Origin of the sequence: Silvania confinis (assembly GCF_025564085.1) — a bacterium.
GTDB lineage: Bacteria > Pseudomonadota > Gammaproteobacteria > Enterobacterales > Enterobacteriaceae > Enterobacter > Enterobacter confinis.
In genome coordinates, this window is record NZ_JAMGZJ010000078.1 from 735,753 (window position 1) to 762,698 (window position 26,946).

Below are 26,946 nucleotides of genomic sequence, written 5' to 3' on the forward strand. Positions count from 1 at the left end.
GGAAAGCACATGTTAAGCATTAAAGATTTACAGGTCAGTGTGGAAGATAAAGCGATCCTGCGCGGTCTGAGCCTTGAGGTGCGCCCGGGCGAAGTCCACGCCATTATGGGGCCGAACGGCTCGGGGAAAAGTACGCTCTCAGCCACGCTGGCCGGGCGTGAGGATTACGAAGTCGTCGGGGGTTCCGTCGATTTTAAAGGTAAAGATCTGCTTGAGCTGTCGCCCGAAGATCGCGCGGGCGAAGGCATCTTTATGGCCTTCCAGTACCCGGTAGAAATCCCCGGCGTCAGCAATCAGTTCTTTTTGCAGACCGCACTGAATGCGGTGCGTAAGTACCGCGGCGAAGAGGCGCTGGATCGCTTCGATTTTCAGGATCTGATGGAAGAGAAAATCCAGCTGCTGAAAATGCCGGAAGACCTGCTGACCCGCTCGGTCAACGTCGGTTTCTCTGGTGGCGAGAAGAAACGCAACGACATTCTGCAGATGGCAGTGCTGGAGCCAGAGCTGTGCATCCTCGATGAAACCGACTCCGGGCTGGACATCGACGCCCTGAAAATCGTCGCCGATGGTGTCAACGCTCTGCGCGACGGCAAGCGCTCGTTCATCATCGTCACCCACTATCAGCGTATTCTTGACTACATCAAGCCGGACTTTGTGCACGTGTTGTATCAGGGACGGATTGTGAAATCCGGTGATTTCTCGCTGGTGAAACAGCTGGAGGAGCAGGGCTATGGCTGGCTTAGCGAACAGCAGTAACGCGCTGCAACAGTGGCACCGTCTGTTTGAGGCGCAGGGTGAAATCCGCTCTGAGCAGGCGCAACAGCACCTGCAGCAGATGCTGCGCTTGGGCTTGCCGACGCGCAAACACGAAGACTGGAAATACACCCCGCTGGAGGGGCTGACCAACGGCCAGTTTGTCTCCCGACTCGCCGAGGTCGATGCGGCCGGACGCGACGCGCTGGCGCTTCAGCTTGATGCCACGCGGCTGGTGTTCGTTGACGGGCGCTTTAGCCCGGCGCTGAGCGACAGCACCGACGATTGCGGGTTTGAGATTACGCTCAACGACGAGCGTCAGGATTTAACCGCCCCGATTCAGCCTGAGCTGTTTTTACATCTCACTGAAAGCCTGGCGCAAAGCGTCACCCATATCAGCGTGAAGCGTAACCAACGGCCGGCTAAGCCGCTGCTGTTGCTGCACATTACCCAGGGGCTGGAGGGCGAGGAGATCAATACCGCTCACTACCGCCACCACCTGACGCTGGCCGAAGGGGCCGAAGCGACGATCGTTGAGCATTACGTCAGTCTGACCCCGGCGCGGCATTTTACCGGCGCGCGCCTGACGATGAACGTGGCGGCCAACGCTCGCCTGCATCACATCAAGCTGGCGTTTGAAAATGCCGCGAGCCACCACTTTGCCCACAACGACATTCAGCTTGCGGCCGACGCCTCGGCGTTCAGCCACAGCTTCCTGCTCGGCGGGGCGGTGCTGCGTCACAACACCAGCACCCAGCTTAACGGCGAGAACACCACGCTGCGCATTAACAGCCTGGCGATGCCGGTGAAAAATGAAGTGTGCGACACCCGTACCTGGCTCGAGCACAACAAAGGCTACTGCAACAGCCGTCAGCTGCATAAAACCATCGTCAGCGATAAAGGCAGGGCGGTGTTTAACGGGCTGATTAACGTCGCCCAGCACGCCATTAAAACCGATGGCCAGATGACCAACAACAACCTGCTGCTGGGGCGTCTGGCAGAGGTGGACACCAAACCGCAGCTGGTGATTTATGCCGATGACGTGAAGTGCAGCCACGGCGCGACGGTCGGGCGAATTGATGATGAACAGATGTTCTATCTGCGCTCGCGCGGGATCGATCAGCAAGCGGCACAGAAGATGATCATTTATGCGTTTGCCGCTGAGCTGACCGAAGCGCTCGGCGATGAAACGCTAAGACAGCAGGTGCTGGAGCGTATCGGCCAGCGTCTGCCTGGAGGTAGCGCATGAGTTTCCCCGTAGAGAAAGTGCGGGCGGATTTTCCCGTCCTGACCCGTGAAGTGAACGGTCTGCCGCTTGCCTATCTCGACAGCGCCGCCAGCGCACAAAAGCCTGCGCAGGTGATCGATGCCGAAGCGGAATTTTATCGCCACGGTTACGCGGCGGTGCACCGGGGGATCCATACCCTCAGCGCGGAAGCCACGCAGCGGATGGAGAATGTCCGTACCCAGATTGGCGCGTTTCTCAATACCCGCTCGCCGGAAGAGCTGGTGTTTGTGCGCGGCACCACGGAAGGGATCAACCTGGTGGCCAACAGCTGGGGCAGCGATCAGGTGCACGCCGGGGAGAATATCCTCATAAGCCAGATGGAGCACCACGCGAATATCGTCCCCTGGCAGATGCTGTGCGAGCGCGTGGGCGCAGAGCTGAGGGTGATCCCACTGAACGACGACGGCACCCTGCAGCTTGAGCAACTGGATACTCTGCTGGATGAACGCACCCGGCTGGTCGCCATCACGCAGGTTTCGAACGTGCTAGGCACCGAAAACCCGGTGGCGGAGATCATCGCCAAAGCCCATCAGGTCGGTGCAAAAGTGCTGGTGGATGGTGCCCAGGCGGTGATGCACCATCAGGTGGACGTGCAGGCGCTGGACTGCGATTTCTACGTTTTCTCCGGGCATAAGCTGTACGGGCCAACTGGGATCGGCGTGCTGTACGTTAAAGACGAAATTCTGCAGGCGATGCCGCCGTGGGAAGGGGGCGGATCGATGATCGCCACCGTCAGCCTGAGCGAAGGCACTACCTACGCCCGCGCACCCTGGCGTTTTGAGGCCGGGACCCCCAATACCGGGGGTATTATCGGGCTCGGGGCTGCCATTGAGTACGTTTCTGCTATTGGCCTTGAGGCCATTGCGGAGTACGAGCAGGTGCTGATGCAGTATGCGTTGGCAGAGCTTGCCAGCGTGCCGGATCTCAAGCTGTATGGCCCCGCTAACCGATTGGGGGTGATTGCCTTTAACCTCGGCAAACATCATGCTTACGACGTCGGCAGCTTCCTCGATAACTACGGGGTGGCGGTGCGAACCGGGCACCACTGCGCTATGCCGCTGATGGCGTTCTATCAGGTGCCGGCGATGTGCCGCGCATCGCTGGTGATGTACAACACAATGGAAGAGGTCGACAGACTGGTGGCCGGGCTGAAACGCACCCACCATCTGCTGGGCTAACAGAGAGGCAAGAGATGGCCGCATTGCCGGACAAAGAGAAATTACTGCGCAACTTTAATCGTTGCGCCAACTGGGAAGAAAAGTACCTCTATATTATTGAGCTGGGGCAGCGCATGCCTGCGCTCAGTGAGGACGAGCACCGCCCGGAAAACAGTATTCAGGGCTGTCAGAGTCAGGTGTGGATCGTCATGCGCCAGAACGAGGCCGGGGTGATTGAATTAACCGGCGACAGCGATGCGGCAATTGTAAAAGGCCTTATCGCGGTAGTGTTTATTCTCTACCAGCAGATGTCCGCTCAGGATATTGCTGCTTTTGACGTGCGCCCGTGGTTTGAACAGATGGCGCTGGCCCAGCACTTAACGCCCTCCCGCTCGCAGGGGCTGGAAGCGATGATCCGCGCAATCCGCTCCAAAGCCGCCAACATTAGCTAAACTATCAGGACAGCTCTCATTCTGTTTCGCGAGGCGGTTCCCGCCTCGCTGGTTTTTCAGCTTTCTGACGTTCTGTCAGTGCATAAGGAATCTCAGTATGAAGCGCGCGTCTCTTATCACTCTTATTCTTTTCGGTTCGCTCAGTGCGGTTAATAGCGTCAGAGCGATGGATTATCCCTTGCCCCCGGCAGGTAGCCGCCTGATTGGGCAAAATCAGACCTACACCATTCAGGAAGGCGATAATAACCTGCAGGCCATCGCGCGCCGGTTTAATACTGCCGCCCATATCATCCTTGAAACCAATAACACCATTGCACCGGTCTATCCGGCGCCCGGGACGGTGATCACCATCCCGACGCAAATGCTGCTCCCGGATACGCCGCGTGAAGGCATTGTGGTGAACCTGGCGGAACTGCGGCTGTACTACTTCCCACCGGGTGAAAACAGCGTGCAGGTTTATCCGTTGGGGATTGGTCAGTTAGGGCTGGAGACGCCGGTGTCGATCACCCGCGTCAGCCAGAAAATCCCCAATCCGACCTGGACGCCGACAGCGGGCATCAGAGCACGCTCATTAGCTCAGGGCATCAAACTGCCCCCGGTAGTACCCGCAGGGCCAAATAACCCGCTAGGGCGCTATGCGCTACGTCTGGGCATCGGTAACGGTGAATACCTCATTCACGGCACCAGCGCCCCGGACAGCGTCGGGCTGCGCGTCAGCTCCGGCTGTATGCGCATGAATGCCCCTGACATCAAAGCGCTGTTCGCGCAGGCTTCTGTTGGCACGCGGGTGCAAATTATTAATGAGCCGGTGAAGTTCTCGGTGGAGCCGGACGGTAAGCGCTACGTTGAGGTGCATCGCCCGTTGGCCATGCTGGAAGGTGAAAACCCACAAACGGTTCCGATTGCGCAACCCGCGGGTCTGGCATCCTTTGTGGCGGAGCAGGGTAGCGATAAAGTGCTGGTCAACAAGGCCTTGTCGCGTCGGGCAGGGATCCCGGTAGCGGTGTCGACAGGGGAAGGGCCGGTGGTCGAGAGTACCGGGCAGTCAGCGCTTAACCGTGAGGTGCCGGTGGCGGTGACGCAGGCGCTGCAGTGAAGGCAAATGCGGGGCAAAAAAAATGGCGCACAATGTGCGCCATTTTTATTAACAGGTACTATTACTTACGGTATTTAGTAGCCTGGTTGTCCAGACGCTGGTTAGCGCGTGCTGCGTCGTCTTTAGCAGCCTGAACGTCAGAACGCATTGCGTTCACGTCGTTGCTCAGCTGATCAACTTTAGCGTTCAGAGTCTGAACGTCAGAAGACAGTTGATCGATTTTAGCATTGCTTGAACAACCAGCAAGCATAGTAGAAGCCAGGATTACCGCGCCCAGTACCAGTTTAGTACGATTCATTATTAATACCCTCTAGATTGAGTTAATCTCCATGTAGCGTTACAAGTATTACACAAAGTTTTTTAGGTTGAGAATATTTTTTTGATGGGAATACGCCTATTTTTGATCGTTCGCTCAAAGAAGCATCTGTTTTGGCTATTTCATTAAAAATGCTGTATTAAAACAGACCATTTTCATCGGATTCATCTTAGAAAACGCACCCGTTAAATAGAGAAACTCGATTTGATTTTTTAATAAGTTTGTTTGATAGCGGAAATAAAAAAGCGTCCCGAGGGACGCTTTTTAAGCGAATTAATTCTTTCTGAATTATTACAGCACGTGAACAGATGCAGTATTGGTGGTTCCGCTTGGTACCAGCGCACCAGAAACCATCACCACAACGTCACCTTTCTGCGCCAGGCCACGTTCAACCAGCTGCAGGGCAACTTCTTTACCCAGACGGTAGAAATCGTCAGTAGACGCGATCTCTTTCACCAGGTGTGGAACGATACCTTTGCTCAGCACCAGCTGACGGGCAGTGATTTCGTTGGTGGTCAGCGCCAGAATGGTCGCGTTCGGGAAGTATTTACGCACAGCTTTAGCGGATTTACCGCCCTGGGTAGCGACAACGATCAGTGGCGCTTCCAGTTTCTCAGCGGTTTCAACCGCACCGCGGCAGACTGCTTCGGTGATGCGCATCTTACGGCTGTCGTTGTTGTTGTCCAGACGGCTGGTCATCACGCGGTCAGTACGTTCGCAGATGGTTGCCATGATGGTCACAGCTTCCAGCGGGTATTTACCCTTCGCGGATTCACCAGACAGCATCACTGCATCGGTACCGTCGAGGATGGCGTTGGCAACGTCGCCTGCTTCAGCGCGGGTTGGACGTGGGTTTTTGATCATTGAGTCCAGCATCTGCGTCGCGGTGATAACCACTTTACGCGCGCGAACACACTTCTCGATCATCATCTTCTGCGCGAAGATAACTTCTTCAACCGGGATCTCAACGCCCAGGTCACCACGTGCCACCATGATGCCGTCAGATGCTTCGAGGATTTCGTCGAAGTTGTTCAGGCCTTCCTGGTTTTCGATTTTGGAGATGATCTGGATGTGCTCGCCGCCGTGGGCTTTCAGGTGCTCACGGATTTCAACCACGTCAGAACGCTTACGGATGAAAGAGGCAGCAACGAAGTCAACGCCTTGCTCACAACCGAAGATCAGATCCTGTTTGTCTTTTTCAGCCAGTGCTGGCAGCGCGATGGAAACGCCCGGCAGGTTAACGCCTTTGTTTTCGCCCAGGTCGCCGTTGTTCAGCACTTTACAGACTACGTTTTTGCCTTCGATGGCGGTGACTTCCATGCCGATCAGGCCGTCATCCACCAGAATGGTGTTGCCAACGGACAGATCGCTGGTGAAGCCTTCGTAGGTCACAGCAACGGTTTCGCTGTTGCCGACTACGGACTTGTCAGTGGTGAAGGTGAAAGTCTGGCCCGCTTTCAGCGCAACGTCGTTGCCGCCTTCCAGCTTAATGGTACGGATTTCCGGACCTTTGGTGTCCAGCAGGATTGCTGCTTTTTTACCGGTCTTGCTAACGACGTTGCGCAGATTCTGGATACGCTGGCCGTGCTCAGCATAGTCGCCGTGAGAGAAGTTCAGACGCATAACGTTCATGCCGGCGTCCAGCATTTTGGTCAGCATCTCTTCAGATTCGGTTTTCGGGCCGATGGTGCAAACAATTTTCGTCTTTTTCATGACAGTCTTAGTCTTTAAGTTGAGAAAGTTGAGAAGGATTGGGAAATATCACTCCGGGGGCGCACTGCCGTGGAGTTAAACCTGTATTGCGAAATCTACGATGGCACGCACTAAGAATAGGTGACATCAAATGAGCGTGCCGAGGAATGTGTGCCTGAGTTTCAGCCCAACAGAGGAGAGGAAGTTGTATGCGTCTTTTTTTGCAGTCCAAGCGCTGAAACCATTCATCAGGAATTAGGGGCGCATTATACGCTGAAAAATACGCAAAAGGAAAATGAAAACAGCGTTTCAAAAATTTTATGTGCAGATTCACAAAGGATTGTTATCAAGGCGTTAAGGTTCGCGCTGGTGAAAACGACGTTAAGCAAAACTGCGGGCAAATACCTAAACATTCGTATTGGTTTTTGCATTTTTTGTTGAACGTTGCGCAACGTGCTACCGGATATTTCCGCACAGTGACTATTCATATCTGAAAATCAACTATTTGCCGTAGCCGGGCTTTGCGCCAGTCTGCGTGCGCCATATATCTTTTGGTTATATATCTATTCCTTTTTGGTCATTTAAAAAATGATAACTGCTGCTTACTATCGTTTGGACATCCATACTGCTAAACCGCTAAATGCGGCTCGGATAACAATAAGAATGATTGTTCTCAGGAATATTTCGAAGATTTTTGACAACGGAAAAGTGTCGCTGACGGCCGTTGATAGTGTGAACCTCTCTGTTGAGCAGGGGCAGATTTACGGCATTATTGGCTACAGCGGCGCCGGAAAAAGTACCTTGATCCGCCTGTTGAACGGTCTGGAACAACCGACCACCGGCAGCGTCACCATTAACGGCCATGACATTTCAGCGGCAAAGGGCGAAGCCCTGCGCCAGGCGCGACTGAAAATCAGCATGGTGTTTCAGCACTTCAACCTGCTGTGGTCGCGCACGGTTAACGAGAACATTGCGTTCTCGATGCAGATTGCCGGTGTGCCAAAAGCCAAAATTAAAGCCCGCGTTGCCGAGCTGGTAGAGTTGGTTGGCCTGAAAGGTCGCGAACAGGCTTACCCGTCCCAGTTGAGCGGCGGCCAAAAGCAGCGTGTCGGCATTGCCCGTGCGCTGGCCAACAACCCTGACGTGCTGCTCTGCGATGAAGCCACCTCGGCGCTGGATCCGCAGACCACCGATCAAATCCTCGATCTGCTGCTGGATATTAACCGCCGCTTCGGCCTGACCATTGTCCTCATCACACATGAGATGCACGTGGTGCGTAAAATTTGCGACCGCGTGGCGGTCATGGAGAACGGCAAAGTGGTGGAAGAGGGCGAGGTGCTGCAGGTATTTACCCATCCGCAGCAGGCCATCACCCAGCAGTTTGTCCGCCAGGTGAGCCAGTACGCTGAAGAAGAGACCTTTAACACCGAGCTGGCGAACGATCTGGAAGGCACGGTCATTAAGCTGACCTTTACCGGACACAGCACCCATAAGCCGGTTGTCGGTGAACTGACGCTGCGCTACGGCCTGCCGTTTAACATTCTGCACGGAAAAATGACCCAAACCGCCCATGGCGTTTTCGGTCAGCTGTGGCTGCACGTGGTGGCCACGGAAGAACAACTGAACAATATCCTCGCCGATTTGCAGCACAGTGATATTGAAGGCGAGGTAATTAAGCATGGCTGAGACACTTTTTCCGCACCTGAAATGGGACCAACTGTGGGCGGCCACGCTCGAAACATTGTACATGACCGCGCTGTCAGGCATCGCCACCTTTGTGCTGGGGCTGATCCTCGGTCTGGCGCTGTTCTTAACCGCCCGCGGCGGACTGTTTCACAACCGCGCGCTGTACAGCGTTATCTCCATTGTGGTGAACGTGTTTCGTTCCATCCCGTTCATCATTCTGATCGTCCTGCTGATCCCCTTCACCAAAACCGTGGTCGGCACCATTCTGGGCGCGAACGCCGCGCTGCCGGCGCTGATTGTCGGTGCCGCGCCGTTCTACGCCCGTCTGGTGGAGATCGCCCTGCGTGAAGTGGACAAAGGGGTGATTGAGGCGACCCGCTCGATGGGTGCCCGACTGAGCACCTTAATTTTTCGGGTTTTACTGCCAGAATCATCGCCTGCGCTGGTGTCAGGTATCACCGTTACGCTTATTGCGCTGGTCAGCTACAGCGCCATGGCCGGGGTGATTGGCGCGGGTGGTCTGGGAAATCTGGCTTATCTGGAAGGATTCCAGCGCAACCATGGTGACGTCACGCTGGTGGCAACGGTGACCATTTTAATCATCGTTTTCATTATCCAGCTCTGCGGCGATGCCATTACTTCTGTCTTAGACAAACGCTAATAATACAAACACACAGGAACCACATCATGAAAAAAACACTGACGTTGATCGCCGCAGCAACCCTGAGCGCCCTGAGCTTTGCTTCCTGGGCTGATACCCTGACTGTAGGCGCGTCCAACACGCCGCACGCCGAAATCCTCGAGCAGGCTAAGCCGATCCTCGCCAAACAGGGTATCGATCTGGAGATCAAACCGTTCCAGGATTACATCCTGCCGAACACCGCGCTGGCAGGTCGTGACATCGACGCCAACTATTTCCAGCACATTCCTTATCTGAACAGCGTCCTGAAAGATCACGCTGGCGATAAAACCTATGATTTTGTCAGCGCCGGTGCGATCCACATCGAACCAATCGGCATCTACTCTAAAAAATTCAAATCGCTGAAAGATCTGCCGGAAGGCGGCAAAATCATCATGCGTGATGCGGTGTCCGAAGAGGGGCGTATTCTCTCTATCTTCGAGAAAGAGGGCGTCATCAAACTGAAGCCGGGCATCGACAAAGTGACCGCGCGCATCAGCGACATCGTTGAGAACCCGAAAAAGCTGCAGTTCACCCCGAACGTTGAAGCAGCGCTGCTGCCGCAGATGTATAACAACGACGAAGGCGCGGCGGTGGTGATCAACGCCAACTACGCCATCGACGCCGGTCTGGACCCGGTTCACGATCCGATTGCGGTCGAAAGCGGTGAAAACAACCCGTACGCCAACATCATCACCGTGCACCGTGGCGACGAGAAGAAAAAAGATATCGTAGCCCTGGTGAACGTGCTGCACTCCAAAGAAATTCAGGATTGGATCCGCACCAAGTACAAAGGCGCGGTGATCCCGGTTAATAACTGATTCACGGCTACTTTTTGCAAGCCCGGCGAGTGTCTCGCCGGGCTTCTTTTTTGTATACAGCCGGTGAATCAATTAAGCTGACGTTTTAGGCAATGGAGTGAGAGTAATGGGCAATGTGACCAAAGACGAAGCGCTGTATCAGGAGATGTGTCGTGTGGTGGGCAAAGTCGTTCTTGAGATGCGCGACCTGGGGCAGGAGCCTAAGCATATCGTGATCGCCGGTGTTGTGCGCACCGCGCTGGCGAACCAGCGCGTGCCACGCAGTGAATTAACCACCCAGGCGATGGAGACGGTGGTTAAAGCGCTGGCCGGTTAACCCGTTTTACCAGCTGCTCAAGGGAGCAGCACAGCAGGTAATAGACCAGTCCCGTAAAGATAAAAATAGCCGCCGGGTAAATCTGCACCCGGTTGTTAACCTGTCCGGCAACGGTGGTTAGCTCCGGCACGTTGACAATAAAAGCAAGTGAAGTGTCCTTCAGCAGGCTGATAAAAATCCCTGTCAGCGACGGCAAAATGTTGCGCAGCGCCTGCGGCAACAGCAGTCGCCACAGCGTTTGCAGCGCGCTAAACCCCTGCGACTGCGCGGCCTCGTACTGACCGCCAGGTAACGCTCGCAGCCCCGCCAGCACCGAGTGCATCACCGCCGCCGCGCTAAACCACGCCAGCGCCAGCGTGACGGTTAACGCGCCGGGCAGATCGCCCCCGGTGAGAAGCGGCAGCAAATACCACATCCAGAAAATGACAAAAATCAGCGGGATCCCGCGAATCAGCTCTGCCCATGCGAAGAGCGTCTGGCGAATAACGCCCGGGAAACGCCAGGCGAGGCCCGCCAGCGCAATGCCCGCCGGGAGCGCCAGCGCCGCCGCGCCGCAGGCCATCAGCAGCGTCAGCAGCACGCCGCCTGGCTGCCCGGCACTGAGGCGCCCCCACAGCAGATAATCAAGGTTGTCGGTAATTACGCTAAACCCGGCTAACATGACTCTTTACTCCTTAACAGGGTGTTGGTTTTACGCCGCCGTCCGGGCGAAGGCCCCATCTTTGTCAGCAGCATGCCCAGCGCGATGCCGGTCAGCAGGTACAGCACTGTGCCGACGCTGAAGGCTTCCAGCGCGTGGGCGTTATAACTTTCGATCTGGCGCACCTGATAGGTGAGTTCGGCAAAGCCGATGCCGCTGGCCAGCGACGAGAGTTTCATCAGATTAAGGTACTGACCCACCACCGGCTGCCAGGCGTTGGCCAGGCCTTGCGGCAGCAGGATGTGTTGCAGTAGCCGCCATGACGAAAAACCCTGCGCCAGCGCCGCCTCTCGCTGGCCGCTGGAGACCGCCCGCATTCCCGCAGTGACCTCTTCGGTTAAAAACGCCGAGGTAAAGACCCCCAGCCCCCAGGCCGAGCAGAGAAACTCCGGTGTAAACCACCAGACGTTGCCCGGCAGCACCGACCAGGGGTGATCGGCCAGCACAAAGGCGCGAAAGGCCTGAGGCAGGCCGTTCCAGGCAGCGAAATACCAGAACAGAAGCTGCACCAGCAGCGGCGTGTTGCGAAACAGCGAAACCCATACGGCGACGACTGCCGCGCCGGGGCGGCCGCCCGCGAGGCGCAATCCGAGGCAGGCGAGGGCGAGAAAGCTGGCGACCAGCGCACCCGCCAGTGTCACCCACAGGGTGGTTAAGAAACCGGACAGGATCCACTGCAAGGGCTGGCCGGTCAGCACCCCTTGCCAGTCAAGGGTGGGCATTACACTGCGTCCTGATGAAGTGGATTGAGCACCTTCTGTAGAAAACGGCGCGCGCGCGGATGGGCGGGATGCTGAAAGAACTGCTCGGGAGGGGCCACTTCCAGAATCTGCCCCTCATCGATAAACACCACCCGATCGGCAATCTCGCGGGCGAACTGCATCTCGTGGGTGACCACAATCATGGTGATCCCGCTGTGGGCGAGGGCTTTCATCACCAACAGCACCTCGCCAATCATCTCGGGATCGAGCGCCGAGGTCGGCTCGTCAAACAGCACGATCTGCGGCGAGGAGGCCAGCGCCCGGGCAATCGCCACCCGCTGCTGCTGCCCGCCGGAGAGGGTATCGGGATACTGATCGGCTTTATCCGCCATCCCCACCTGACTGAGCAGGGCCCCGGCACGGGTCTGCGCCTGCGCCGACGACCAGCCGTGAACCTGCTCCAGCGCGAGGGTGATGTTTTGCCGGGCGGTCAGATGGGCGTAGAGATTAAACTGCTGAAACACAAAGCCGACCCGGCTGCGCAACTGCCGCAACGCCCGGCGGCTCAACTGGCGCGTCGGTTTCCCGTCGATCAAGATCTCGCCAGAGGTTAAGGTTTCGAGCTGGTTGATCAGCCGAATCAGGGTGGATTTGCCGGAGCCGGAAGGGCCGAGGATCGCCACCACCTCGCCGGGCGTGATGCTCAGGCTGACACCTTTCAGCACCGGGCGATCGCCGTAGCGCTTCACTACATCGCAAAAGGTGACGCTGGCCTGCTCCAGATGCGCAAAATCCGCGGCATCGGCCGCGGAAGATGAAAAGAGACCCGAGAACATCTTACTGGGCTTCTATTGTAAAGGCGCGCGGCTGCGGGGAAGGGGTCTGCGGGCCAAACCAGACGTCGTAAATTTTTGCCGCGTCGCCGCTGCCCTCCAGTTTGACCAGTTCGTCATTCACCACTTTCAGCAACGCGGTTTCGCCTTTTTTCACCCCGACGCCGATCTCTTCTTTACTGAGCAGGTCGGGCAGGATTTTGAAGCTGGCTTTATCTGGTGCCTGGGCCAGCAGACCCGCCAGAATGGTGCTGTCCTGGGTGATCGCCTGCACGTTGCCGTTGCGCAACGCGGTCAGTGCCAGCGGAATATCATCATAAGAGAGCACACGGGACTGCGGGAAGCGCTGATGCAGGGCCTGTTCCCCGGTGGTGCCTTTCACCGCGCCAATGCGTGCCTTACCGTAGGCATCCAGTTTATCCGCGCCGTTGGCCGGGACCAGGAACTGTTGGCCGGTCACAAAGTACGGGGTGGAAAAGTCGATTACCTGTGCGCGCTCCGGGGTGATGGTGATGTCCGCCACGATCAGGTCTGCTTTCCCGGACTGCAGCAGTGGAATGCGGTTTGCCGGGTTAGTGGCGACTAACTCCAGCTTAACCCCCAGGGCTTTCGCCAGCGCCTGGGCGAAATCAACGTCATAGCCGACGATCTCATGGCTTTTGGCATCCACCGAGCCGAACGGCGGGTTGGCGTCGAAGGTGGCTACTTTGACCACCCCGGCGGCTTTAATATCCGCCAGCTGATCTGCCTGCACCTGGGTTGAAAGCAAGCCGCCTGCGGTCAGCAGACCGAGTGCCAGCGCCAGTTTTGTCTGTATTGCCATAAAATTCACTGCCTCTGTGTTTTGGTTTTGTCCTGTTACGCTCCCATAACCTTTACGCCCGGCCAAATAAGAAAAATGACTTTGCTATATGAAAAAAGTGATTAGTGAACAGTGTGTTACGCGTAAGTAAATGACAGGCGGCCTTTTGCAGTTTGCGCACATTCTCTGCCGGTATTCGCATTTCCCTTTGCGCCCCGTTGCAGGTTTACTGAATGCAGGCTGAACACAGAGGAAAGCGGCAATGGGAAAATTACTGAGTACGTTACGACGGTTATTTGCAGGGCGAACCGAGGGTGCAGAGAACAGTGCGCAACGTGTTCTTGAGTCCATCTTGCCTGCTGCCAGCCTGTATGGCGTGGACATTGCCACTATCGATCCGGAGTGGTTCTATGACCAAACGCAACGCTGAACACCGCATGGTGCGGGAAACCTACTGGAACGAGGTGTGCGTCCTTAAAAACTAAACTGGATGTTAACATCCAAAATCACATCCTGGTTTTGTCCCCGGCTCCGCAACCTGCTAAGGTTTCTGGCGACCTCACTTAAGCCAGTTAAGCGGATGAACAACAAACATTTTATCCACCGCGGGATCCTCCTTGGGTTACTGCTCTTCCTGATCAGCAGCGCGTTGCTGTATGCCGAACAGATCCGCCGCCAGTTCTGGGCGCTGGATCAGCAGTTTGCCACCACCTTCTCGGAAGTGGGGGCGATGCTCACGCAAAACGAATCGATCTTACCCCTGCTTAATGGCGACGAAGATCTGGCTGCGCTGCGCAAAAAATTCCCGCAAATCGTCACCCTGCAAAAGACCACCGATCGCGCGCTCGACGCGGCGCGGGTGGAGTCTGCCGAAGGCGAGCAATACTGGCTGTACAACCCCTGGCGGCAAATTAGGGTGTTGATCGACCCGCAAACGGTGCTGCACGCCAACCCGCGTTTTTCCCACATTACCCTGCACCTCGACGGCACGCCGCCTGTTCAGCAAGACGCCTTCTGGCACTGGCAGCGACAGTTTTCGCAGCATACCCAGCCGTTTACGCTCGCCGCCAGTGCGCAACCCGCCTGGACGCAGATCCCGCTGCTGCCTTTCGTGCTGCTGTTTCTGGGCTGGACGATAGTCACCACCGCGGTCGGGGCCATCGTCTGGCAGCGAACGCAGCGGCAAAATGCCGACCGTCGTGCCCGCTATTATCAACATGCCCGTCTCAACACCCTGGGCGAGATCACCGCCGGGATTGTGCATGAGATCAACCAGCCGCTGACGGCCGTACAGACCTGGATCCAGGGGGCGCAGCGCCAACTGGTGCAGGGCAATTCTGCGGCAGTATCGCAGGCGCTGGCTGCCGCCCTGATCCAGACCCAACGGATTAACGCCCTGCTGACGCGCTTTCGCGAGCATGTAGCCGAGGAAGAGGTGACCCTGCGCGAGGTCGATCTGACCGAGTGCTGGCAGCATGTCGGGAATTTGCTGGAGCATGAGCGCAGCGCGAAACATATTCGTGTCACCCATGATTTTGCCCCGGACGCGCGCGCGCTGTTTGCCGACCGGCTGTGGCTGGAGCAGGTGCTGCATAATCTGCTTAGCAACGCCATCCAGGCCCAGCAGGACAAGCCCGCAGGCTGGGTGCACATCGCCAGCCGCGCAGAACGGGATCGCACCACGTTGACCGTCACCGACGGCGGGCCGGGCTTTACCCCGGAGGCGCTGGAGAATGCCTTTATGCCGTTCTACAGCGGACGCAAAGAGGGGATTGGGCTGGGCATGACCTTAACGGAGTCGTTATTGACCAGAATGAACGGCACTATTTCGCTGGATAACGCCCCGGACGGTGGGGCGCGGGTGATGCTGCAGTTTGATCGTCAGGGGAGTCGCACGCATGGATAACATTATTTACCTCATCGACGATGATGCGTCAGTTCGGGAGTCGCTGGTGTTCCTGCTGTCGGGAATGAACTGGCAGATAAAGGCGTTTGACAGTATCGCGGCGTTTACCACCGCACACGGTAGCGATACCGCGCTTACCGGCTGTCTGCTGCTGGATATGCGCATGCCAGGGAAAGGCGGCCTGGCCTGGCTGGAAGAGGGCAGATGGCCATGGCCGCTGCTGCCGGTGATCCTGATGACCGGGCATGGCACCATCGATGCCTGCCGACGCGCGTTTCACAATGGGGTGTTTGAGTTCTTCACCAAACCGCTGGATGCCGACAAGCTGATCGAGTCCGTTACCGCGGCGCTGGCAGAAAGCCAGCAGCGGGTGGGCGTATGGCAAGAGGTCACGCGGGTGCGGGCGCTGTTTGCCCAACTCAGCGCCCGCGAGTTCGAAGTACTGCACGCCCTGATGGACGGGGGCAGTAATAAAGAGGTCGCCGCGCGCCTGGATCTCTCTCCGCGTACGGTTGAAGCGCACCGGGCGGCGGTGTTCCTTAAGCTGGGTGTTGCCAGCCTGGTTCAGGCCATCCGGGAATATGACAAATTGCAATCCGTAGAACTACCAGGCTAGCTGCGTAATCGACCGAATAACATTCGTGCCGCCTCCCCGATATGCTTCAGGTGTTCCCACTGATAAGAGGATGTGCGATGAAAAAGGTAATGATGGCAGTAATCGGGGTTGCAGGGATGGTCGGCGTATCGGCGCACGCACAATCTGTGGCGCAAAACAGCCTGTCGCTGACTCAGGCGAACGCGCTGGCCAGCGCCGCCGTTCAGGCCTGTATGGCGAAAAACTACCAGGTGAGCGTCACGGTGGTGGATCGCGCCGGGGTGGTAAAAGCGGTACAGCGCACGGATAACGCCGGTCCGCATACCCTGAAGGCCAGCGAGATGAAAGCCTTTACCGCGCTGAGCACCAAAAATGCGTCGGGTAAAGTGATGGAGTCGGCGCAAAGCAACGCGGGCGCACAAAACCTGCGTGATATCCCGGGCCTGCTGCTGCTGGCCGGTGGCCTGCCGGTAAAAGAAGGGGATGATGTGATTGGCGCGATCGGTATTGGTGGCGCACCGGGTGGGCACCTGGATGAAGCCTGTGCCCAGCAGGCAATTGACAGCCTGAAGAAGTCGTAATACCCGTCCTGGCAAACATGCTGCATATTGCCCGGCGGCGCTTCGCTTGCCCGGGCCTACGGTCAGGTTTTGTAGGCCGGCTAAGGCGAAGCCGCCACCCGGCAAAAAGGCGGGCACTACAAAAAAAGCCCCGGATAATCCGGGGCTTTTTGCTAGATCTTGCAGGCGTCGCCGCAGTCATCGTCCGCCACTATCGCCTGCGCTTTTTTATCCGCATCGTCCAGACGTTCCGCGTTGCGCTCTTCTGCTTCTTCCAGTCCGTTAAATACCAGATTGTCGAGATCAATTTCCATCATGTACCTGCTTTATTCAGTTTTTGTTCCAGCTCGTATTATAGGGTAAAACCGGCGCAGGAGGCACCCCGCCGCGCAGAGCGCACATAAGGATAATCCTTGCCATACTCAGGCATTAACCCGGTAAAGGAGCGGCAATGATTACCCTATGCCAGACCTGCGGCACGTCCTATGACCAGCCGACAGAACCCAAACGGTGCCCCATTTGTGAAGATGAACGCCAGTATGTGCCCTCGACAGGCCAGGCGTGGATCGCGTTTGACGCCCTGACCGCAACCCATAGCAATAAATGGCAGCAGCTTGAGCCCGGCCTGTTCAGCATCAAAACCGTGCCCAAATTCGCCATTAACCAGCGCGCCATTTTGCTGCGCACCCCGCAGGGCAACGTGCTGTGGGACTGCATTGCCAGTCTCGACAGCGCCACCCACGCGCTGGTGACCGCGCTCGGCGGGATCAGCGCCATTGCCCTTTCGCATCCGCATTACTACACCACGATGCAGGACTGGGCGGCGGCCTTTAACGCCCCGGTGTATCTGCATGCCAGCGACAGGGAGTGGGTGATGCGCGACAGCCCGGCACTGCGATTCTGGGAGGGCGACAGGCTTGAGATTGCCCCGGCGGTTACGCTGGTAAGGCTTGGCGGGCATTTTGCCGGTGGCACGGTGCTGCACTGGAACCGCGAACCGGGTGTGCTGCTGGCGGGTGATATTTTGCAGGTGACCCCCGGAAAAGACGCAGTGTCGTTTATGTGGAGCTACCCGAATATGCTGCCGCTCCCGGCCGCGACGGTGAGGGACATCATCACCCGGCTGGACAGCGTGCGCTTCTCACGGCTGTATGGGGCCTTTGAAGGGCAGAACATTTCTGCCGATGCCAGGGAGATTGTCATCCGGTCGGGCCAGAAATATATTGCTTGTCTCAACCCCGGCCCGGTGGCTAAACTCTAAAAACATGATCTTGATCATGTCTAAATCATTACAGAAAAATGAGACATCGCCATGCAACATATCATTGAAGGTTTTCTCAGCTTTCAAAAAGACGTTTTTCCACAACGTAAAGAACTGTTCCGCAGTCTGGCCTCCAGTCAGAATCCCAAAGCGCTTTTCATCTCCTGTTCTGACAGCCGACTGGTGCCGGAACTCGTCACCCAGCAGGATCCCGGACAGCTCTTTGTCATTCGTAATGCTGGCAACATTGTGCCGCCATTCGGGCCCGAGCCCGGCGGCGTGTCAGCCACCATCGAATATGCCGTGGTGGTACTGGGCGTGACCGATATCGTGATCTGCGGCCACTCTAACTGTGGCGCGATGAAGGCGATTGCCGACAACGCGAACCTCGATCCGATGCCGGCGGTCTCTCACTGGCTGCGCTATTCCGACGCGGCAAAAGCGGTGGTGGAAAACAAAACCTGGGACAATCCGACCGATAAAGTCAATGCGATGGTGCAGGAAAACGTGTTTGCACAGTTGAGCAACATCAAAACGCACCCGTCGGTTGCGGTGGGTCTGCGTAACGACAGCATTCGCCTGCACGGTTGGGTTTACGATATTGAAAGCGGCGACATTCGCGCGCTGGATAAGAACAGCAAGACGTTTGTCTCGCTGTCCGACAATCCTGGCGTTTACTTCGAGTAAAAACGCACCCGCAGGGCGGGATCTCCCGCCCTGAATTTGCTTAAGGCATCACTTCCAGTCTCAAACCCGCTCGCTTCGCCGTTTCAGGCAGCAGATCCACCGCCGTCACATAGCCATCCGGATCGAGACAGCGGTTTGCCGCCCGGGCTTGTTGCAGAATTTCCTGATCCCAGTAGACGCGCTTACGCTGATCGCCCTCGGTCGTCAGGATGCACTCCATCTCACCCTCCAGCGCGCGGTAACGCCGCCAGCTATTAGCCGGAACCGAAATCACAGAACGTTCAGGCGCAACAATACTTACCTCTTCGCCCTCGACATTCCACGTCACTTCCAGCGTGCCTTTAAACACCATGATCACCTGCACGTCCGGGCACAGGTGCCGCCCGACCACGTGATCGGCCGCGAGCCGCAGCCATTCCACCGAGAAGCCGTGCGGGTTAACGATCGTCGGGGCCGCGTGTTTGTCCTGGCTGATGCCAAAGCCAATCACCGGCGCAATCTCGCCGCCGTGACCCGGCAGCACTGAATCCAGTAGCCCTGCCGCAGACCAGCGGCGATCCGCTCCGGCCACCGCCCGCTGGCGCATCTCTTCCACGGAGTAGTGGCGTAGGGCGGCGATCTCTTCCGCCGGCAGCGGTGTCAGCAGCCCCGCGGGTTCCGGCAGGGTATCGCCTGCATTCACGTCGATGAGCATATTCTCTTTGCTTAGATACAGGCCGTATTCGCTGGCCGCATTCAGAATCGACGGGTGCCAGATGATCCCCCCGGTATTGTTCCCGCCCAGCACCGTGTAGACCATCCCGCAGGTCTCTTCCTTACTGACGTTAGTGAAGCCGCGGAAGATCCACGTCGGAATCGACAGAATCGCCGGGGCGCTAAGCTCGGTTTCATTTTCGCCGTTTGCCCCCCAGCGAAAACGCCATGTCCCTTCGTGGATCAAAAACACTTCTGCCGTAAAGTGCAGATGCAAATTATTGGTGACCCCTTTCGGCATCGCCGCCGCGCCGATGTTAAAGCCGTGCGGCTCAGGAATGTTCACCACCTGGGCGGACGACTGGGTCACGCCCGGTCCCACAAACGAGTAGTTCTGTTTCAGGTGCGAACCCGGCAGCTTGCAGTCAATAAACGCAAGATTACAGGACACCATATCTTCAGGTGTGACCAGGCGGCTTTTCGCCAGTTCCGGGGTAATGTGACGTGCTTTCATGTTCTCTCCTGTTAATAGCCAGATGCGCCGGTCGTGGGGATCGCGTTGCCGCGCGCCTGGGCGATGGCCTCACGCGAGGCGCGACCCAGTTGCATGACATCGTTCGCGGGGGTGACAAACTGAAAACCTTCGCTGATGCGCCGGGCGGCGGCATCGCCGGAGGTGCAAAAAATACCGGCCAGTTTGTGGGTCTGACGACAGCGGCTGACCACCCGCTCAACGGCGGCCAGCATCTCCGGGTGACGGGATTCGGCGCTGGCGCTGCCGGTGAGGGTCAGGGACAGATCGTTCGGGCCGATAAACACCCCGTCTAACCCGTCGGTCGCCAGAATCGCATCGAGGTTCGCCAGCCCTTCGCGGGTTTCAATCATCGCCAGGGTCAGAATTTCGTTGTTGGCGTGCTGAGGGTAATCGGCACCGCCGTACAGCAAGCCGCGTGCCGGGCCAAACGAGCGATTGCCCAGCGGGGGATAGCGGCAGGCGGCGACAAAGCGGCGGGCCTCTTCCGGGGTGGAGATCATCGGGCAGATAATGCCGTAGGCCCCGGCATCGAGCATGCGCATGATTTGCGCCGGGTCGTTATCGGAGACCCGCACCAGCGGCACCGCCGGGGTGGCAGAGATCGCCTGCAGCATGGTCAGTGCGCTGGCAAAATCAATCATCCCATGCTGGAGATCGACGGTGATGGCATCGTATCCCTGATGGCCCAGGATTTCGGCGCTGTAGCTGGACGGGATCGCCAGCCAGCCGTTAATAATGGCGGCGTTTTCGCGCAGCGCCTTGAGTTTATTCTGTCGCATCTAAACACTCCTGAATCCACTGGCGCAGCGGGGGCGCAACCTCGTCGGGCGCTTCGAGCACGGTAAAGTGCCCGGCACCGGGGAGGGTGACGCTCGTCGCTTGCGAGGCGCTCCCGGCGGCCAGCTGGTGGTGGTGGGGCGTGCAGATCGGATCGTGCAGGCCGTTAATAATAAGGATCGGGCAGGCCAGGGCGGCCAACGCCTCGCGATTATCGCGCCGGGAAATCGCGATTTCGGTCTGGGTCGCCAGCGTCTCAGGCCCGCACGCTTCTGCCATCTGGCAGATGATGTCGTGCAGCTCCCGGTCGTGGGTGCGCGACGGGGCCACGTACTTTGGCCACAAGCTGGCAGAGAGCCAGTTCGTCAGTCCCTGTTGCCGGGCGGCACTTACCGCCTCGCGGCGTAGCGCCGCATTTTCCGGCAGATCGGCAAGCGGGTTGACCGACAGCAGCGCCAGTCCGGCAATCCGTTCGGGCGCGTCGGCAATCATCTGCAGCGCCACGATCGCCCCCAGCGAAAAGCCCGCCAGCAGGAAGCGCGTCGGAAGTTCGCTCAGCAGCCGCTTCGAGGCATCTTCGGCTGAGGTGTCCGCCGTCAGCTCGGGACAGATCGCCGCGGATACGTTGAGCCGGTCGAGGGTCGGCTGCCAGAGGCGGCGGTTGCACAGCGTGCCGCCAGCCAGCACCAGCGGCAGATGGCGAGTATTGAGCGTGGTCATCATCGTCCTCAGGTTGCGGTCCAGCCGCCGTCGACCATCAGCGCGCTACCGGTGATCATCCCCGCCGCATCGGAGGCCAGAAACACCACCGGTCCCATCACGTCTTCGACGGTGCCCAGCCGCCCGAGCTTAATGTTGTCCAGCACGTAGCGACGAAAGGCGGGTTCGCCCAGCGAACGCGCAGAAAGCGCGGTCTCAATAAAGGTCGGGCACAGGGTGTTAACTCGGATCCCCGCGTCGCCCAGCTCCAGCGCCATCGCTTTGGTTAAGCCCTCCAGCGCGAATTTGGAGGCACAGTAGACGCTGCGGCTCGGGCCGCCGACGTGACCCATCTGCGACGAGATATGGATAATCGACCCGGCAATTTGCTCCTCGCGCATCCGCGCCGCCACCTGCTGGCTGATAAAAAAGGTGGCCCGCAGGTTGATGGCCATCACCGCATCGAAGCTGGCTTCACTCACCGTCAGAAACGGCTCGTGGCGCGCCAGCCCGGCGCTGTTCACCAGGATCTCGAAGGCGGGCAGGGGCGAAAGCACCTGCTCGACCTGCGCGACGTCGGTGATATCCAGCGACACCGGATGCAGCGTCAGCCCGCGTTCGGCGGCGAGCGTGGCGGCCGCGTCCAGCGCCGGGCGATCCCGGGCGGCAATCCATACCTCTGCCCCGGCCTGCGCCAGGGCGACGGCGCAGGCGAATCCCAGCCCTTTGGAGCCACCTGTCACCAGAGCGCGTTTCCCGTGCAGGCTGAAAGAAGGCATTTCAGGAAAGGTCATGCCTTATACCTTTTCTCTGACCGGCGCGGGGGTGGCGTACGGCACATCCACCTGGCCGTAGCGGCGCACGCGGATATTGGCCTGCTCGGCATGCCCGGCGAAGCCTTCCAGCAGCGACAGGCGTGAGCAGTAGCTGCCAATCTCGGCGGTGGCTTCATCGCTGAGCACCTTCTGCCAGGTGCAGGTTTTCATGAACTTGCCGACCCACAGGCCGCCGGTATAGCGGGCCGCTTTTTGCGTTGGCAGGGTGTGGTTGGTGCCAATCACCTTGTCACCGTAGGCGACGTTGGTGCGCGGGCCGAGGAACAGCGCGCCAAAGTTGGTCAGATTTGCCAGGAACCAGTCGTCGCGGTCGGTCATGACCTGCACATGCTCAGAGGCGATGCGGTCGGCTTCGGCGAGCATTTCGTCATAGCTGTCGCAGACGATGATTTCGCCGTAGTCGCGCCACGCCTGGCGCGCAATGTCGGCGGTAGGCAGTTTTTCCAGCAGGCGGTCGATTTCGCGCAGCGTCTCTTTGGCCAGCCGCATCGAGTTGGTCAGCAGAATGGCGGGAGTGGTGACGCCATGTTCGGCCTGGCCCAGCAGATCGGTGGCGCACATTTCGGCGTCGACCGTTTCGTCGGCAATCACCAGCGTCTCGGTTGGCCCGGCAAACAGGTCAATGCCGACCCGGCCAAACAGCTGGCGCTTGGCTTCGGCGACAAAGGCGTTGCCCGGCCCGACCAGCATATCCACCGGGGCCAGCGAATCGGTGCCCAGCGCCATCGCGCCGATGGCCTGAATGCCGCCCAGAGCGTAAATCTCGGTGGCCCCGGCCATTTTTTGCGCCGCCACGATCGCCGGGGCGGGTTCGCCGCCGAACGGCGGAGCGCAGCTGACGATGCGCGAGCAGCCCGCGACGTTGGCGGTAATAATCGACATATGCGCCGAGGCCAGCAGCGGGTATTTGCCACCCGGCACATAACAGCCGACGGCATTAATGGGGATATTTTTATGACCGAGGATCACCCCGGGGCGCGTTTCGATTTCCAGATCGAGCAGGCATTCTCGCTGGGCGCGGGCAAAATTAAACACCTGCTGCTGGGCGAATTCGATATCGATAATATCCTGACGGCTCAGTTTTTTCATACAGGCGTTAATTTCGGCATCGGTCAGGCGATAATCCTGGCGATCGTAGCGGTCGAATTTAATCGATAATTCGCGGATGGCTTTATTCCCACGCTGTTCAATATCCGCAAGAATGGTTTCCACCGTTTCTCTTATCTGACGCTGTGCATCCTGACGTTCCTGAACCGGTTTACTGGTTTTTAATATATAAGCCACAATCGTTTCCTTTCATATTTGAGATGACGGATAGCCTCCCGGCGAACCGGGATAAACATCAATGCTGCAATTTATTGGTCGCGCGCGGGCGCGAGGGAACTATTAAGCGTTAATTCTGCACTCGGGGGTGTTTTACGTGAATTAACCCAGCGGACGGAAAGCGGAGTCGCAATCGCAGCCACCACCGAGAGGGCGGCAATAAACAGATACCCGGAAGAGAGGTTAATGTGCTGCATCATCACCCCCATGATCACCGGCCCGGCAAACATGCCGCAGGAGTAAATGGTCTGGAACAAGCCCATGCGGGTGGACTGTTCATCGGAGGTGGTGTTGACCACGCTCAGGGACATAAATGCGGCGAACGCCATCCCGAAGGAGAAACCGGCCAGCGCCTGCAGCAGATAGATAACGTACATATTGCTGGTGAACGGAATGCCAAACGTCGACACCACCTGCAGCATAATCCCCAGTAACGCCGTCTTCATCAGGCCCAGGCGCTGGTAAAACACGCTGCTGCACAGGGCAATCGCCAGCGCGTAGAAGATCAGATGAATATTGCTCAGCAGGGTCAGGATCCCGGCCCGGCCGCCCAGCTGCTCGGCGTAAATGGGCGTCAGCGTGTCGCGGGTCGCAAAAGGCACCAGGATCACGAGGGTCGCCAGAATGCCAATCAGCCATACCGAACGGTCGGCGAGCTGCAGGCGCGCCCCGGCGATACAGGCTTTCAGCGACGGGGCTTTTACCGGGTCGTGCACATCGCGAATGCGGGTGGTGAGGAACAGCGCCACCAGCGCTGATACGCAGGAGACAAAAAAGGCGATGTTGTTGGCAAAATAGTGAATCAACAAGCCGCCGATGCAGTTGCCGAGGAACACCCCGATCGGCCCTGCCAGCGCCAGAAAGGCCACGGCGGCGGGGGCGTCTTTGCGGTCAAAGTAGCGCATAAACAGGATGTTATACAGCACCCAGGTGGCGGCGGTGACGCCGTCTGCCGCTTTGGCCAGATACAGGGTGAGGGCGTTAGGCTCGAGCCAGGCCAGTGGCCAGGCGATAATCGGCAGGAGTAGCGCAACCTGAATAAAGATTTTTCGGCTTTTCACCACGTCGGAGATGATCCCCAGTGGAAAACGGATCAGCAGCGTGGCCAGCCCGCTGGCCCCCATGATGATGCCCATCACCTGCGGTTCCATCCCCTGGTTAATCATCATCGGGGCCAGAAACGCATCGATGCTGTGGATACAGATAAAAAATAACACGCTGATGATGAAAAACAGCCGGGCTTCCGGTCGGCGTAACAGTGCTCGAAACATGGTTGTGAACCTCTTAATAAGCAATGGGTTATAACCAATCAAGTACAACGTTTACCGGCTCAATCCTTTTGATGACTGCCCAATTTGCCCGGTACAATTGACGGTGTGAAACTGCTCTGCATACGTATTCAAAAATTGAAGTTACGAAAAGGTTTCAATTTTGTAAAGGTTGTTTGTCACCATTGTGAAAAAATAATTTAGGCTGTTGCATACGCATGCAAAGATGGTGTAAGACTAAAAAGTACCCGCTTCCTGAGGCAGCCAGAACGGGGTAGATCGCCAGGTCATCGCGATATCTTGTTGAAAAATGTGCCAGAATCGGGAAGTAACAGGGATAAGGAACAAACGGCAATGAAACGTAAGACTTTTACGGCGGTGACCTCTCAGCAGGTGGCTCAGCTGGCGGGAGTATCACAATCAGCGGTGTCCCGCACCTTCACGCCGGGGGCGAGTATCTCGCCGGCCACGCGTGAGAAAGTGCTCAAGGCAGCGCGCGAGCTGGGCTATCGTCCGAATGCGATAGCCCGCTCGCTGAACACCGCCCGCTCGCGGATCATCGGGGTGGTGATCTCCTATTTTGATAACCCGTTTTATCCGCAGGTCCTTGAGGCGCTGGCGCAAAAACTGGATACCCTCAACTATCACCTGCTGCTGTTTGTCGGTGACAGAGAGGGCAACGTCGACCGCATTTTCGACCAGATCATGCAGTACCGGGTGGACGGCATTGTGCTGGCCTCGGTCACGCTGTCGCTTGATTTGTCGCAGGAGTGTCTCGCCGCCGGGATCCCGGTGGTGCTGTTTAACCGCAGCGACGAAAGTGGGATGACATCCAGCGTCAACAGTAACAACGAAGCGGCGGCCCGTCAGATTGCCGAGTTTTTCCTGGCGGCAGGGCATCAGCGGTTTGCCTGGGTGGGCGGCGTGGCGGATTCGTCGGTCAACATCGCCCGCCAGCGGGGGTATCTGGCCGCGCTGCAGGAGCAGGGCATCAACGATGTCCGGGTGGTTAACGGCAATTACGATGCCCGGGAAACCACCCGCGCGGCGTACGCGCTCTTTTCTGCCTCGCCCGCACCGGACGCCATTTTTGTCGCCAACGATCACATGGCGGTGATCGTGATGGACGTGGCGCGCTACGAGTTTGGCCTGCGCGTCCCGGAGGACGTTTCGGTTATTGGTTACGACGATATCGGGCCATCCGGCTGGTCGTCGTATGCGTTGACCTCCGCGTCGCAGCCGGTAGAGGCGATGGTGACGGCGACGGTTGAGCTGCTGATGAAGCAAATCGACAGCGGAAATATTGAGCCTGAACAGATCACCGTGCCAGGCACGCTGGTGGTCCGGCACTCTGCACGCCGTCCGCAGGCGGGTGTGGTCGAAGAAAACGGGAAAGTGGTGTTCCAGACGCAGGAGGACAAATGAGCAAATTGCCGGGCTTTAGCCCCCAGTTCGACTCCATTCAACAGTTTATTCTGACCCTGACCCACGTGGTCTGGGAGCAGAAAGATATCGGCCAGCTCGCCGACTTTTACGCCACGCCGGTGGTGTTCATCACCCCGGAAAAACAGCTCAACGAGCTCTCCCAGTTTATGCGCTTAACCCTGGAGGCGATGCACAGCTTCCCTCAGCGCACCGTGCTGACCGAGGACATCCTGGCGACCCGCAATCCGGGGGAAGAATACTATGCCGCCCAGCGGACGATCGCCTGCATTCGCCATCAGGGGGAAGGGTTCTTCGGTACGCCGACCGGGAAAACTGTCTGGGTGCGCACCTGGGCAGACAGGATCTGCGCCGACGGCGCGGTGCGCCAGGAGTGGCTGCTGCAGGACCGGGCGGCGATTGTGGCGCAGCTGGGGCTCAACGTGCAGGAGTTTGCGCGTAATCTGGCAAATATGCAGCAGCAGCTCGGCATTCAGCGTGAAGCCGCCGAGACGCTGGATGCTCGCTGGGCTGGTGGGCCAGAAGGCGATGACGTCGAGGGACCGATCGCGGGCGTCGTCGAGCGTTATCTGACGATGTGGGCAGGCGGCAACAGCGGCACCGTGCCGGGCCTGTATCATCCGGCCGCCACCCTGTATGCGCCGGGGCACTGCATCGGCACCGGGGAGCAGGAAATCGCCGCGCTGCTGTCGGGCTACCGGGCCTCGTTCGCCGACAGCGAAGTGCAGCTTCACCACCTGATTGTGCGCCGGGATGCCAACGAGCCGGTGCGCATCTCGCTGCGCTGGTCGTTGCTGACCTGGCACGACGGCTACGGGAAATTTGGCGTACCGACCCGCAAACCGGTGTCGATCACCGGTATCAGCCAGCTTGAATTGCGCGACGGGTTAATTATTCGCGAATATCTCGGCATTGATGAATTAGCTGTTTGGTCGCAACTCGTTAATTAAACGGAGGTTCGCCTCCGTAATATGACTTATCCGTAACGTGATTTAAATCCGCCGCAATGCGAATTGCGGTTCTTTTCTCCATCCATTCCGGGTGCGGGATCGTATTGTCTGAAAATAGATG

32 protein-coding genes and 1 pseudogene are annotated in these 26,946 nt (G+C 57.9%); 19 read left to right on the forward strand and 14 right to left on the reverse strand.

Annotated elements, in window-relative coordinates:
* Positions 1 to 9: 9 nt before the first annotated feature.
* The 6 genes and pseudogenes from sufC to M8013_RS23710 form a co-directional block, all read left to right on the forward strand.
* On the forward strand, positions 10 to 756 hold the full coding sequence (gene sufC, locus M8013_RS21410; protein ID WP_271269771.1) for a Fe-S cluster assembly ATPase SufC: 747 nt from the start codon (positions 10 to 12) through the stop codon (positions 754 to 756).
* The gene (gene sufD, locus M8013_RS21415) at positions 731 to 2,002 is read left to right on the forward strand and encodes a Fe-S cluster assembly protein SufD (RefSeq protein WP_271269772.1); all 1,272 of its coding nucleotides are present in this window, start codon (positions 731 to 733) and stop codon (positions 2,000 to 2,002) included. The genes sufC and sufD overlap by 26 nt, the downstream gene beginning before the upstream one ends.
* The gene (gene sufS, locus M8013_RS21420) at positions 1,999 to 3,219 is read left to right on the forward strand and encodes a cysteine desulfurase SufS (RefSeq protein ID WP_271269773.1); all 1,221 of its coding nucleotides are present in this window, start codon (positions 1,999 to 2,001) and stop codon (positions 3,217 to 3,219) included. Before sufD ends, sufS begins: the two co-directional genes overlap by 4 nt.
* A 14-nt stretch (positions 3,220 to 3,233) precedes the next feature.
* Positions 3,234 to 3,650, forward strand: a complete 417-nt coding sequence (gene sufE, locus M8013_RS21425; protein ID WP_271269774.1) for a cysteine desulfuration protein SufE — start codon at positions 3,234 to 3,236, stop codon at positions 3,648 to 3,650.
* A gap of 97 nt (positions 3,651 to 3,747) precedes the next feature.
* Positions 3,748 to 4,746 (forward strand): L,D-transpeptidase LdtE, encoded by a 999-nt coding sequence (gene ldtE / locus M8013_RS21430; protein ID WP_271269775.1) that lies wholly within the window; start codon positions 3,748 to 3,750, stop codon positions 4,744 to 4,746.
* 4 nt (positions 4,747 to 4,750) lie between these two features.
* Positions 4,751 to 4,798 (forward strand): annotated as a pseudogene (locus M8013_RS23710) (hypothetical protein); the annotation flags it as partial.
* 9 nt (positions 4,799 to 4,807) lie between these two features.
* Here M8013_RS23710 and M8013_RS21435 read toward each other — a convergent pair.
* The 3 genes from M8013_RS21435 to ynhH form a co-directional block, all read right to left on the reverse strand.
* Positions 4,808 to 5,044: a major outer membrane lipoprotein gene (locus M8013_RS21435; protein WP_012017161.1), complete on the reverse strand. Its 237-nt coding sequence runs from the start codon at positions 5,042 to 5,044 to the stop codon at positions 4,808 to 4,810.
* A gap of 309 nt (positions 5,045 to 5,353) precedes the next feature.
* The gene (gene pykF / locus M8013_RS21440) at positions 5,354 to 6,775 is read right to left on the reverse strand and encodes a pyruvate kinase PykF (RefSeq protein ID WP_271269776.1); all 1,422 of its coding nucleotides are present in this window, start codon (positions 6,773 to 6,775) and stop codon (positions 5,354 to 5,356) included.
* A gap of 7 nt (positions 6,776 to 6,782) precedes the next feature.
* The gene (ynhH, locus tag M8013_RS23650) at positions 6,783 to 6,986 is read right to left on the reverse strand and encodes a protein YnhH (RefSeq protein ID WP_418939554.1); all 204 of its coding nucleotides are present in this window, start codon (positions 6,984 to 6,986) and stop codon (positions 6,783 to 6,785) included.
* On the opposite strand from ynhH, the gene M8013_RS21445 reads away from it, so the two are divergent.
* The 5 genes from M8013_RS21445 (at position 6,926) to fumD (ending at position 10,256) form a co-directional block, all read left to right on the forward strand.
* Positions 6,926 to 7,195: a hypothetical protein gene (locus M8013_RS21445; protein WP_271269777.1), complete on the forward strand. Its 270-nt coding sequence runs from the start codon at positions 6,926 to 6,928 to the stop codon at positions 7,193 to 7,195. The two genes, ynhH and M8013_RS21445, sit on opposite strands and share 61 nt — an antisense overlap.
* 222 nt (positions 7,196 to 7,417) lie before the next feature.
* Positions 7,418 to 8,440 (forward strand): methionine ABC transporter ATP-binding protein, encoded by a 1,023-nt coding sequence (locus M8013_RS21450; protein ID WP_271269778.1) that lies wholly within the window; start codon positions 7,418 to 7,420, stop codon positions 8,438 to 8,440.
* Positions 8,433 to 9,101: a methionine ABC transporter permease gene (locus M8013_RS21455; protein ID WP_271269779.1), complete on the forward strand. Its 669-nt coding sequence runs from the start codon at positions 8,433 to 8,435 to the stop codon at positions 9,099 to 9,101. Before M8013_RS21450 ends, M8013_RS21455 begins: the two co-directional genes overlap by 8 nt.
* 26 nt (positions 9,102 to 9,127) lie before the next feature.
* Entirely contained in the window at positions 9,128 to 9,940 is an 813-nt protein-coding gene (locus M8013_RS21460; protein ID WP_271269780.1) for a MetQ/NlpA family ABC transporter substrate-binding protein, read from the forward strand.
* 106 nt (positions 9,941 to 10,046) lie between these two features.
* The gene (fumD, locus tag M8013_RS21465; RefSeq protein ID WP_271269781.1) at positions 10,047 to 10,256 is read left to right on the forward strand and encodes a fumarate hydratase FumD; all 210 of its coding nucleotides are present in this window, start codon (positions 10,047 to 10,049) and stop codon (positions 10,254 to 10,256) included.
* Here the strand turns inward: fumD and M8013_RS21470 are convergent.
* Genes M8013_RS21470 through M8013_RS21485 form a run of 4 tightly spaced genes read right to left on the reverse strand, consistent with a single transcriptional unit; the run spans position 10,237 to position 13,313 of the window.
* Positions 10,237 to 10,917 carry an amino acid ABC transporter permease gene (locus M8013_RS21470; protein WP_271269782.1) on the reverse strand — a complete coding sequence of 227 codons (681 nt, stop codon included), beginning with the start codon at positions 10,915 to 10,917 and terminating at the stop codon, positions 10,237 to 10,239. The two genes, fumD and M8013_RS21470, sit on opposite strands and share 20 nt — an antisense overlap.
* Positions 10,911 to 11,678: an amino acid ABC transporter permease gene (locus M8013_RS21475; RefSeq protein WP_271269783.1), complete on the reverse strand. Its 768-nt coding sequence runs from the start codon at positions 11,676 to 11,678 to the stop codon at positions 10,911 to 10,913. The genes M8013_RS21470 and M8013_RS21475 overlap by 7 nt, the downstream gene beginning before the upstream one ends.
* Positions 11,678 to 12,493 carry an amino acid ABC transporter ATP-binding protein gene (locus tag M8013_RS21480; protein ID WP_271269784.1) on the reverse strand — a complete coding sequence of 272 codons (816 nt, stop codon included), beginning with the start codon at positions 12,491 to 12,493 and terminating at the stop codon, positions 11,678 to 11,680. The genes M8013_RS21475 and M8013_RS21480 overlap by 1 nt, the downstream gene beginning before the upstream one ends.
* Before the next feature lies 1 nt (position 12,494).
* Positions 12,495 to 13,313, reverse strand: coding sequence for an ABC transporter substrate-binding protein (locus tag M8013_RS21485; RefSeq protein ID WP_271269785.1), 819 nt, complete (start codon positions 13,311 to 13,313; stop codon positions 12,495 to 12,497).
* Between the two features lie 241 nt (positions 13,314 to 13,554).
* Between M8013_RS21485 and M8013_RS21490 the strand changes: the two genes are divergently transcribed.
* The 4 genes from M8013_RS21490 (at position 13,555) to M8013_RS21505 (ending at position 16,374) form a co-directional block, all read left to right on the forward strand.
* Positions 13,555 to 13,722, forward strand: coding sequence for a hypothetical protein (locus tag M8013_RS21490; RefSeq protein ID WP_271269786.1), 168 nt, complete (start codon positions 13,555 to 13,557; stop codon positions 13,720 to 13,722).
* Positions 13,723 to 13,872: 150 nt separating this feature from the next.
* Positions 13,873 to 15,198 (forward strand): sensor histidine kinase, encoded by a 1,326-nt coding sequence (locus M8013_RS21495; RefSeq protein WP_271269787.1) that lies wholly within the window; start codon positions 13,873 to 13,875, stop codon positions 15,196 to 15,198.
* Positions 15,191 to 15,814: a response regulator transcription factor gene (locus M8013_RS21500; RefSeq protein ID WP_271269788.1), complete on the forward strand. Its 624-nt coding sequence runs from the start codon at positions 15,191 to 15,193 to the stop codon at positions 15,812 to 15,814. The genes M8013_RS21495 and M8013_RS21500 overlap by 8 nt, the downstream gene beginning before the upstream one ends.
* A gap of 77 nt (positions 15,815 to 15,891) precedes the next feature.
* On the forward strand, positions 15,892 to 16,374 hold the full coding sequence (locus M8013_RS21505) for a GlcG/HbpS family heme-binding protein (protein WP_271269789.1): 483 nt from the start codon (positions 15,892 to 15,894) through the stop codon (positions 16,372 to 16,374).
* A 152-nt stretch (positions 16,375 to 16,526) separates the two neighbouring features.
* Here M8013_RS21505 and M8013_RS21510 read toward each other — a convergent pair whose 3' ends face one another.
* A complete protein-coding gene (locus tag M8013_RS21510) occupies positions 16,527 to 16,667 on the reverse strand; it encodes a hypothetical protein (RefSeq protein WP_101737839.1) in 141 nt (46 codons plus the stop codon).
* A gap of 137 nt (positions 16,668 to 16,804) precedes the next feature.
* Here M8013_RS21510 and M8013_RS21515 point away from each other — a divergent pair, with 137 nt between their 5' ends.
* A complete protein-coding gene (locus M8013_RS21515; RefSeq protein ID WP_271269790.1) occupies positions 16,805 to 17,614 on the forward strand; it encodes an MBL fold metallo-hydrolase in 810 nt (269 codons plus the stop codon).
* A gap of 51 nt (positions 17,615 to 17,665) precedes the next feature.
* The gene (locus tag M8013_RS21520; RefSeq protein WP_271269791.1) at positions 17,666 to 18,301 is read left to right on the forward strand and encodes a carbonic anhydrase; all 636 of its coding nucleotides are present in this window, start codon (positions 17,666 to 17,668) and stop codon (positions 18,299 to 18,301) included.
* Between the two features lie 40 nt (positions 18,302 to 18,341).
* Here M8013_RS21520 and M8013_RS21525 read toward each other — a convergent pair whose 3' ends face one another.
* From M8013_RS21525 to M8013_RS21550, 6 genes are all read right to left on the reverse strand, one after another.
* On the reverse strand, positions 18,342 to 19,508 hold the full coding sequence (locus tag M8013_RS21525; protein ID WP_271269792.1) for a cupin domain-containing protein: 1,167 nt from the start codon (positions 19,506 to 19,508) through the stop codon (positions 18,342 to 18,344).
* A gap of 11 nt (positions 19,509 to 19,519) precedes the next feature.
* Entirely contained in the window at positions 19,520 to 20,308 is a 789-nt protein-coding gene (locus tag M8013_RS21530) for an HpcH/HpaI aldolase family protein (protein WP_271269793.1), read from the reverse strand.
* Positions 20,295 to 21,029, reverse strand: a complete 735-nt coding sequence (locus tag M8013_RS21535; protein ID WP_271269794.1) for an alpha/beta fold hydrolase — start codon at positions 21,027 to 21,029, stop codon at positions 20,295 to 20,297. The genes M8013_RS21530 and M8013_RS21535 overlap by 14 nt, the downstream gene beginning before the upstream one ends.
* Before the next feature lie 5 nt (positions 21,030 to 21,034).
* Positions 21,035 to 21,799: an SDR family NAD(P)-dependent oxidoreductase gene (locus tag M8013_RS21540; protein ID WP_271269795.1), complete on the reverse strand. Its 765-nt coding sequence runs from the start codon at positions 21,797 to 21,799 to the stop codon at positions 21,035 to 21,037.
* Between the two features lie 3 nt (positions 21,800 to 21,802).
* Positions 21,803 to 23,125, reverse strand: a complete 1,323-nt coding sequence (gene hisD / locus M8013_RS21545) for a histidinol dehydrogenase (RefSeq protein WP_271269796.1) — start codon at positions 23,123 to 23,125, stop codon at positions 21,803 to 21,805.
* A gap of 71 nt (positions 23,126 to 23,196) precedes the next feature.
* Entirely contained in the window at positions 23,197 to 24,435 is a 1,239-nt protein-coding gene (locus tag M8013_RS21550; protein ID WP_271269797.1) for an MFS transporter, read from the reverse strand.
* Positions 24,436 to 24,786: 351 nt separating this feature from the next.
* On the opposite strand from M8013_RS21550, the gene M8013_RS21555 reads away from it, so the two are divergent.
* Positions 24,787 to 25,857 (forward strand): LacI family DNA-binding transcriptional regulator, encoded by a 1,071-nt coding sequence (locus M8013_RS21555; protein WP_271269798.1) that lies wholly within the window; start codon positions 24,787 to 24,789, stop codon positions 25,855 to 25,857.
* Positions 25,854 to 26,825, forward strand: coding sequence for a nuclear transport factor 2 family protein (locus M8013_RS21560; protein ID WP_271269799.1), 972 nt, complete (start codon positions 25,854 to 25,856; stop codon positions 26,823 to 26,825). Before M8013_RS21555 ends, M8013_RS21560 begins: the two co-directional genes overlap by 4 nt.
* The last annotated feature ends 121 nt before the right edge of the window (positions 26,826 to 26,946 follow it).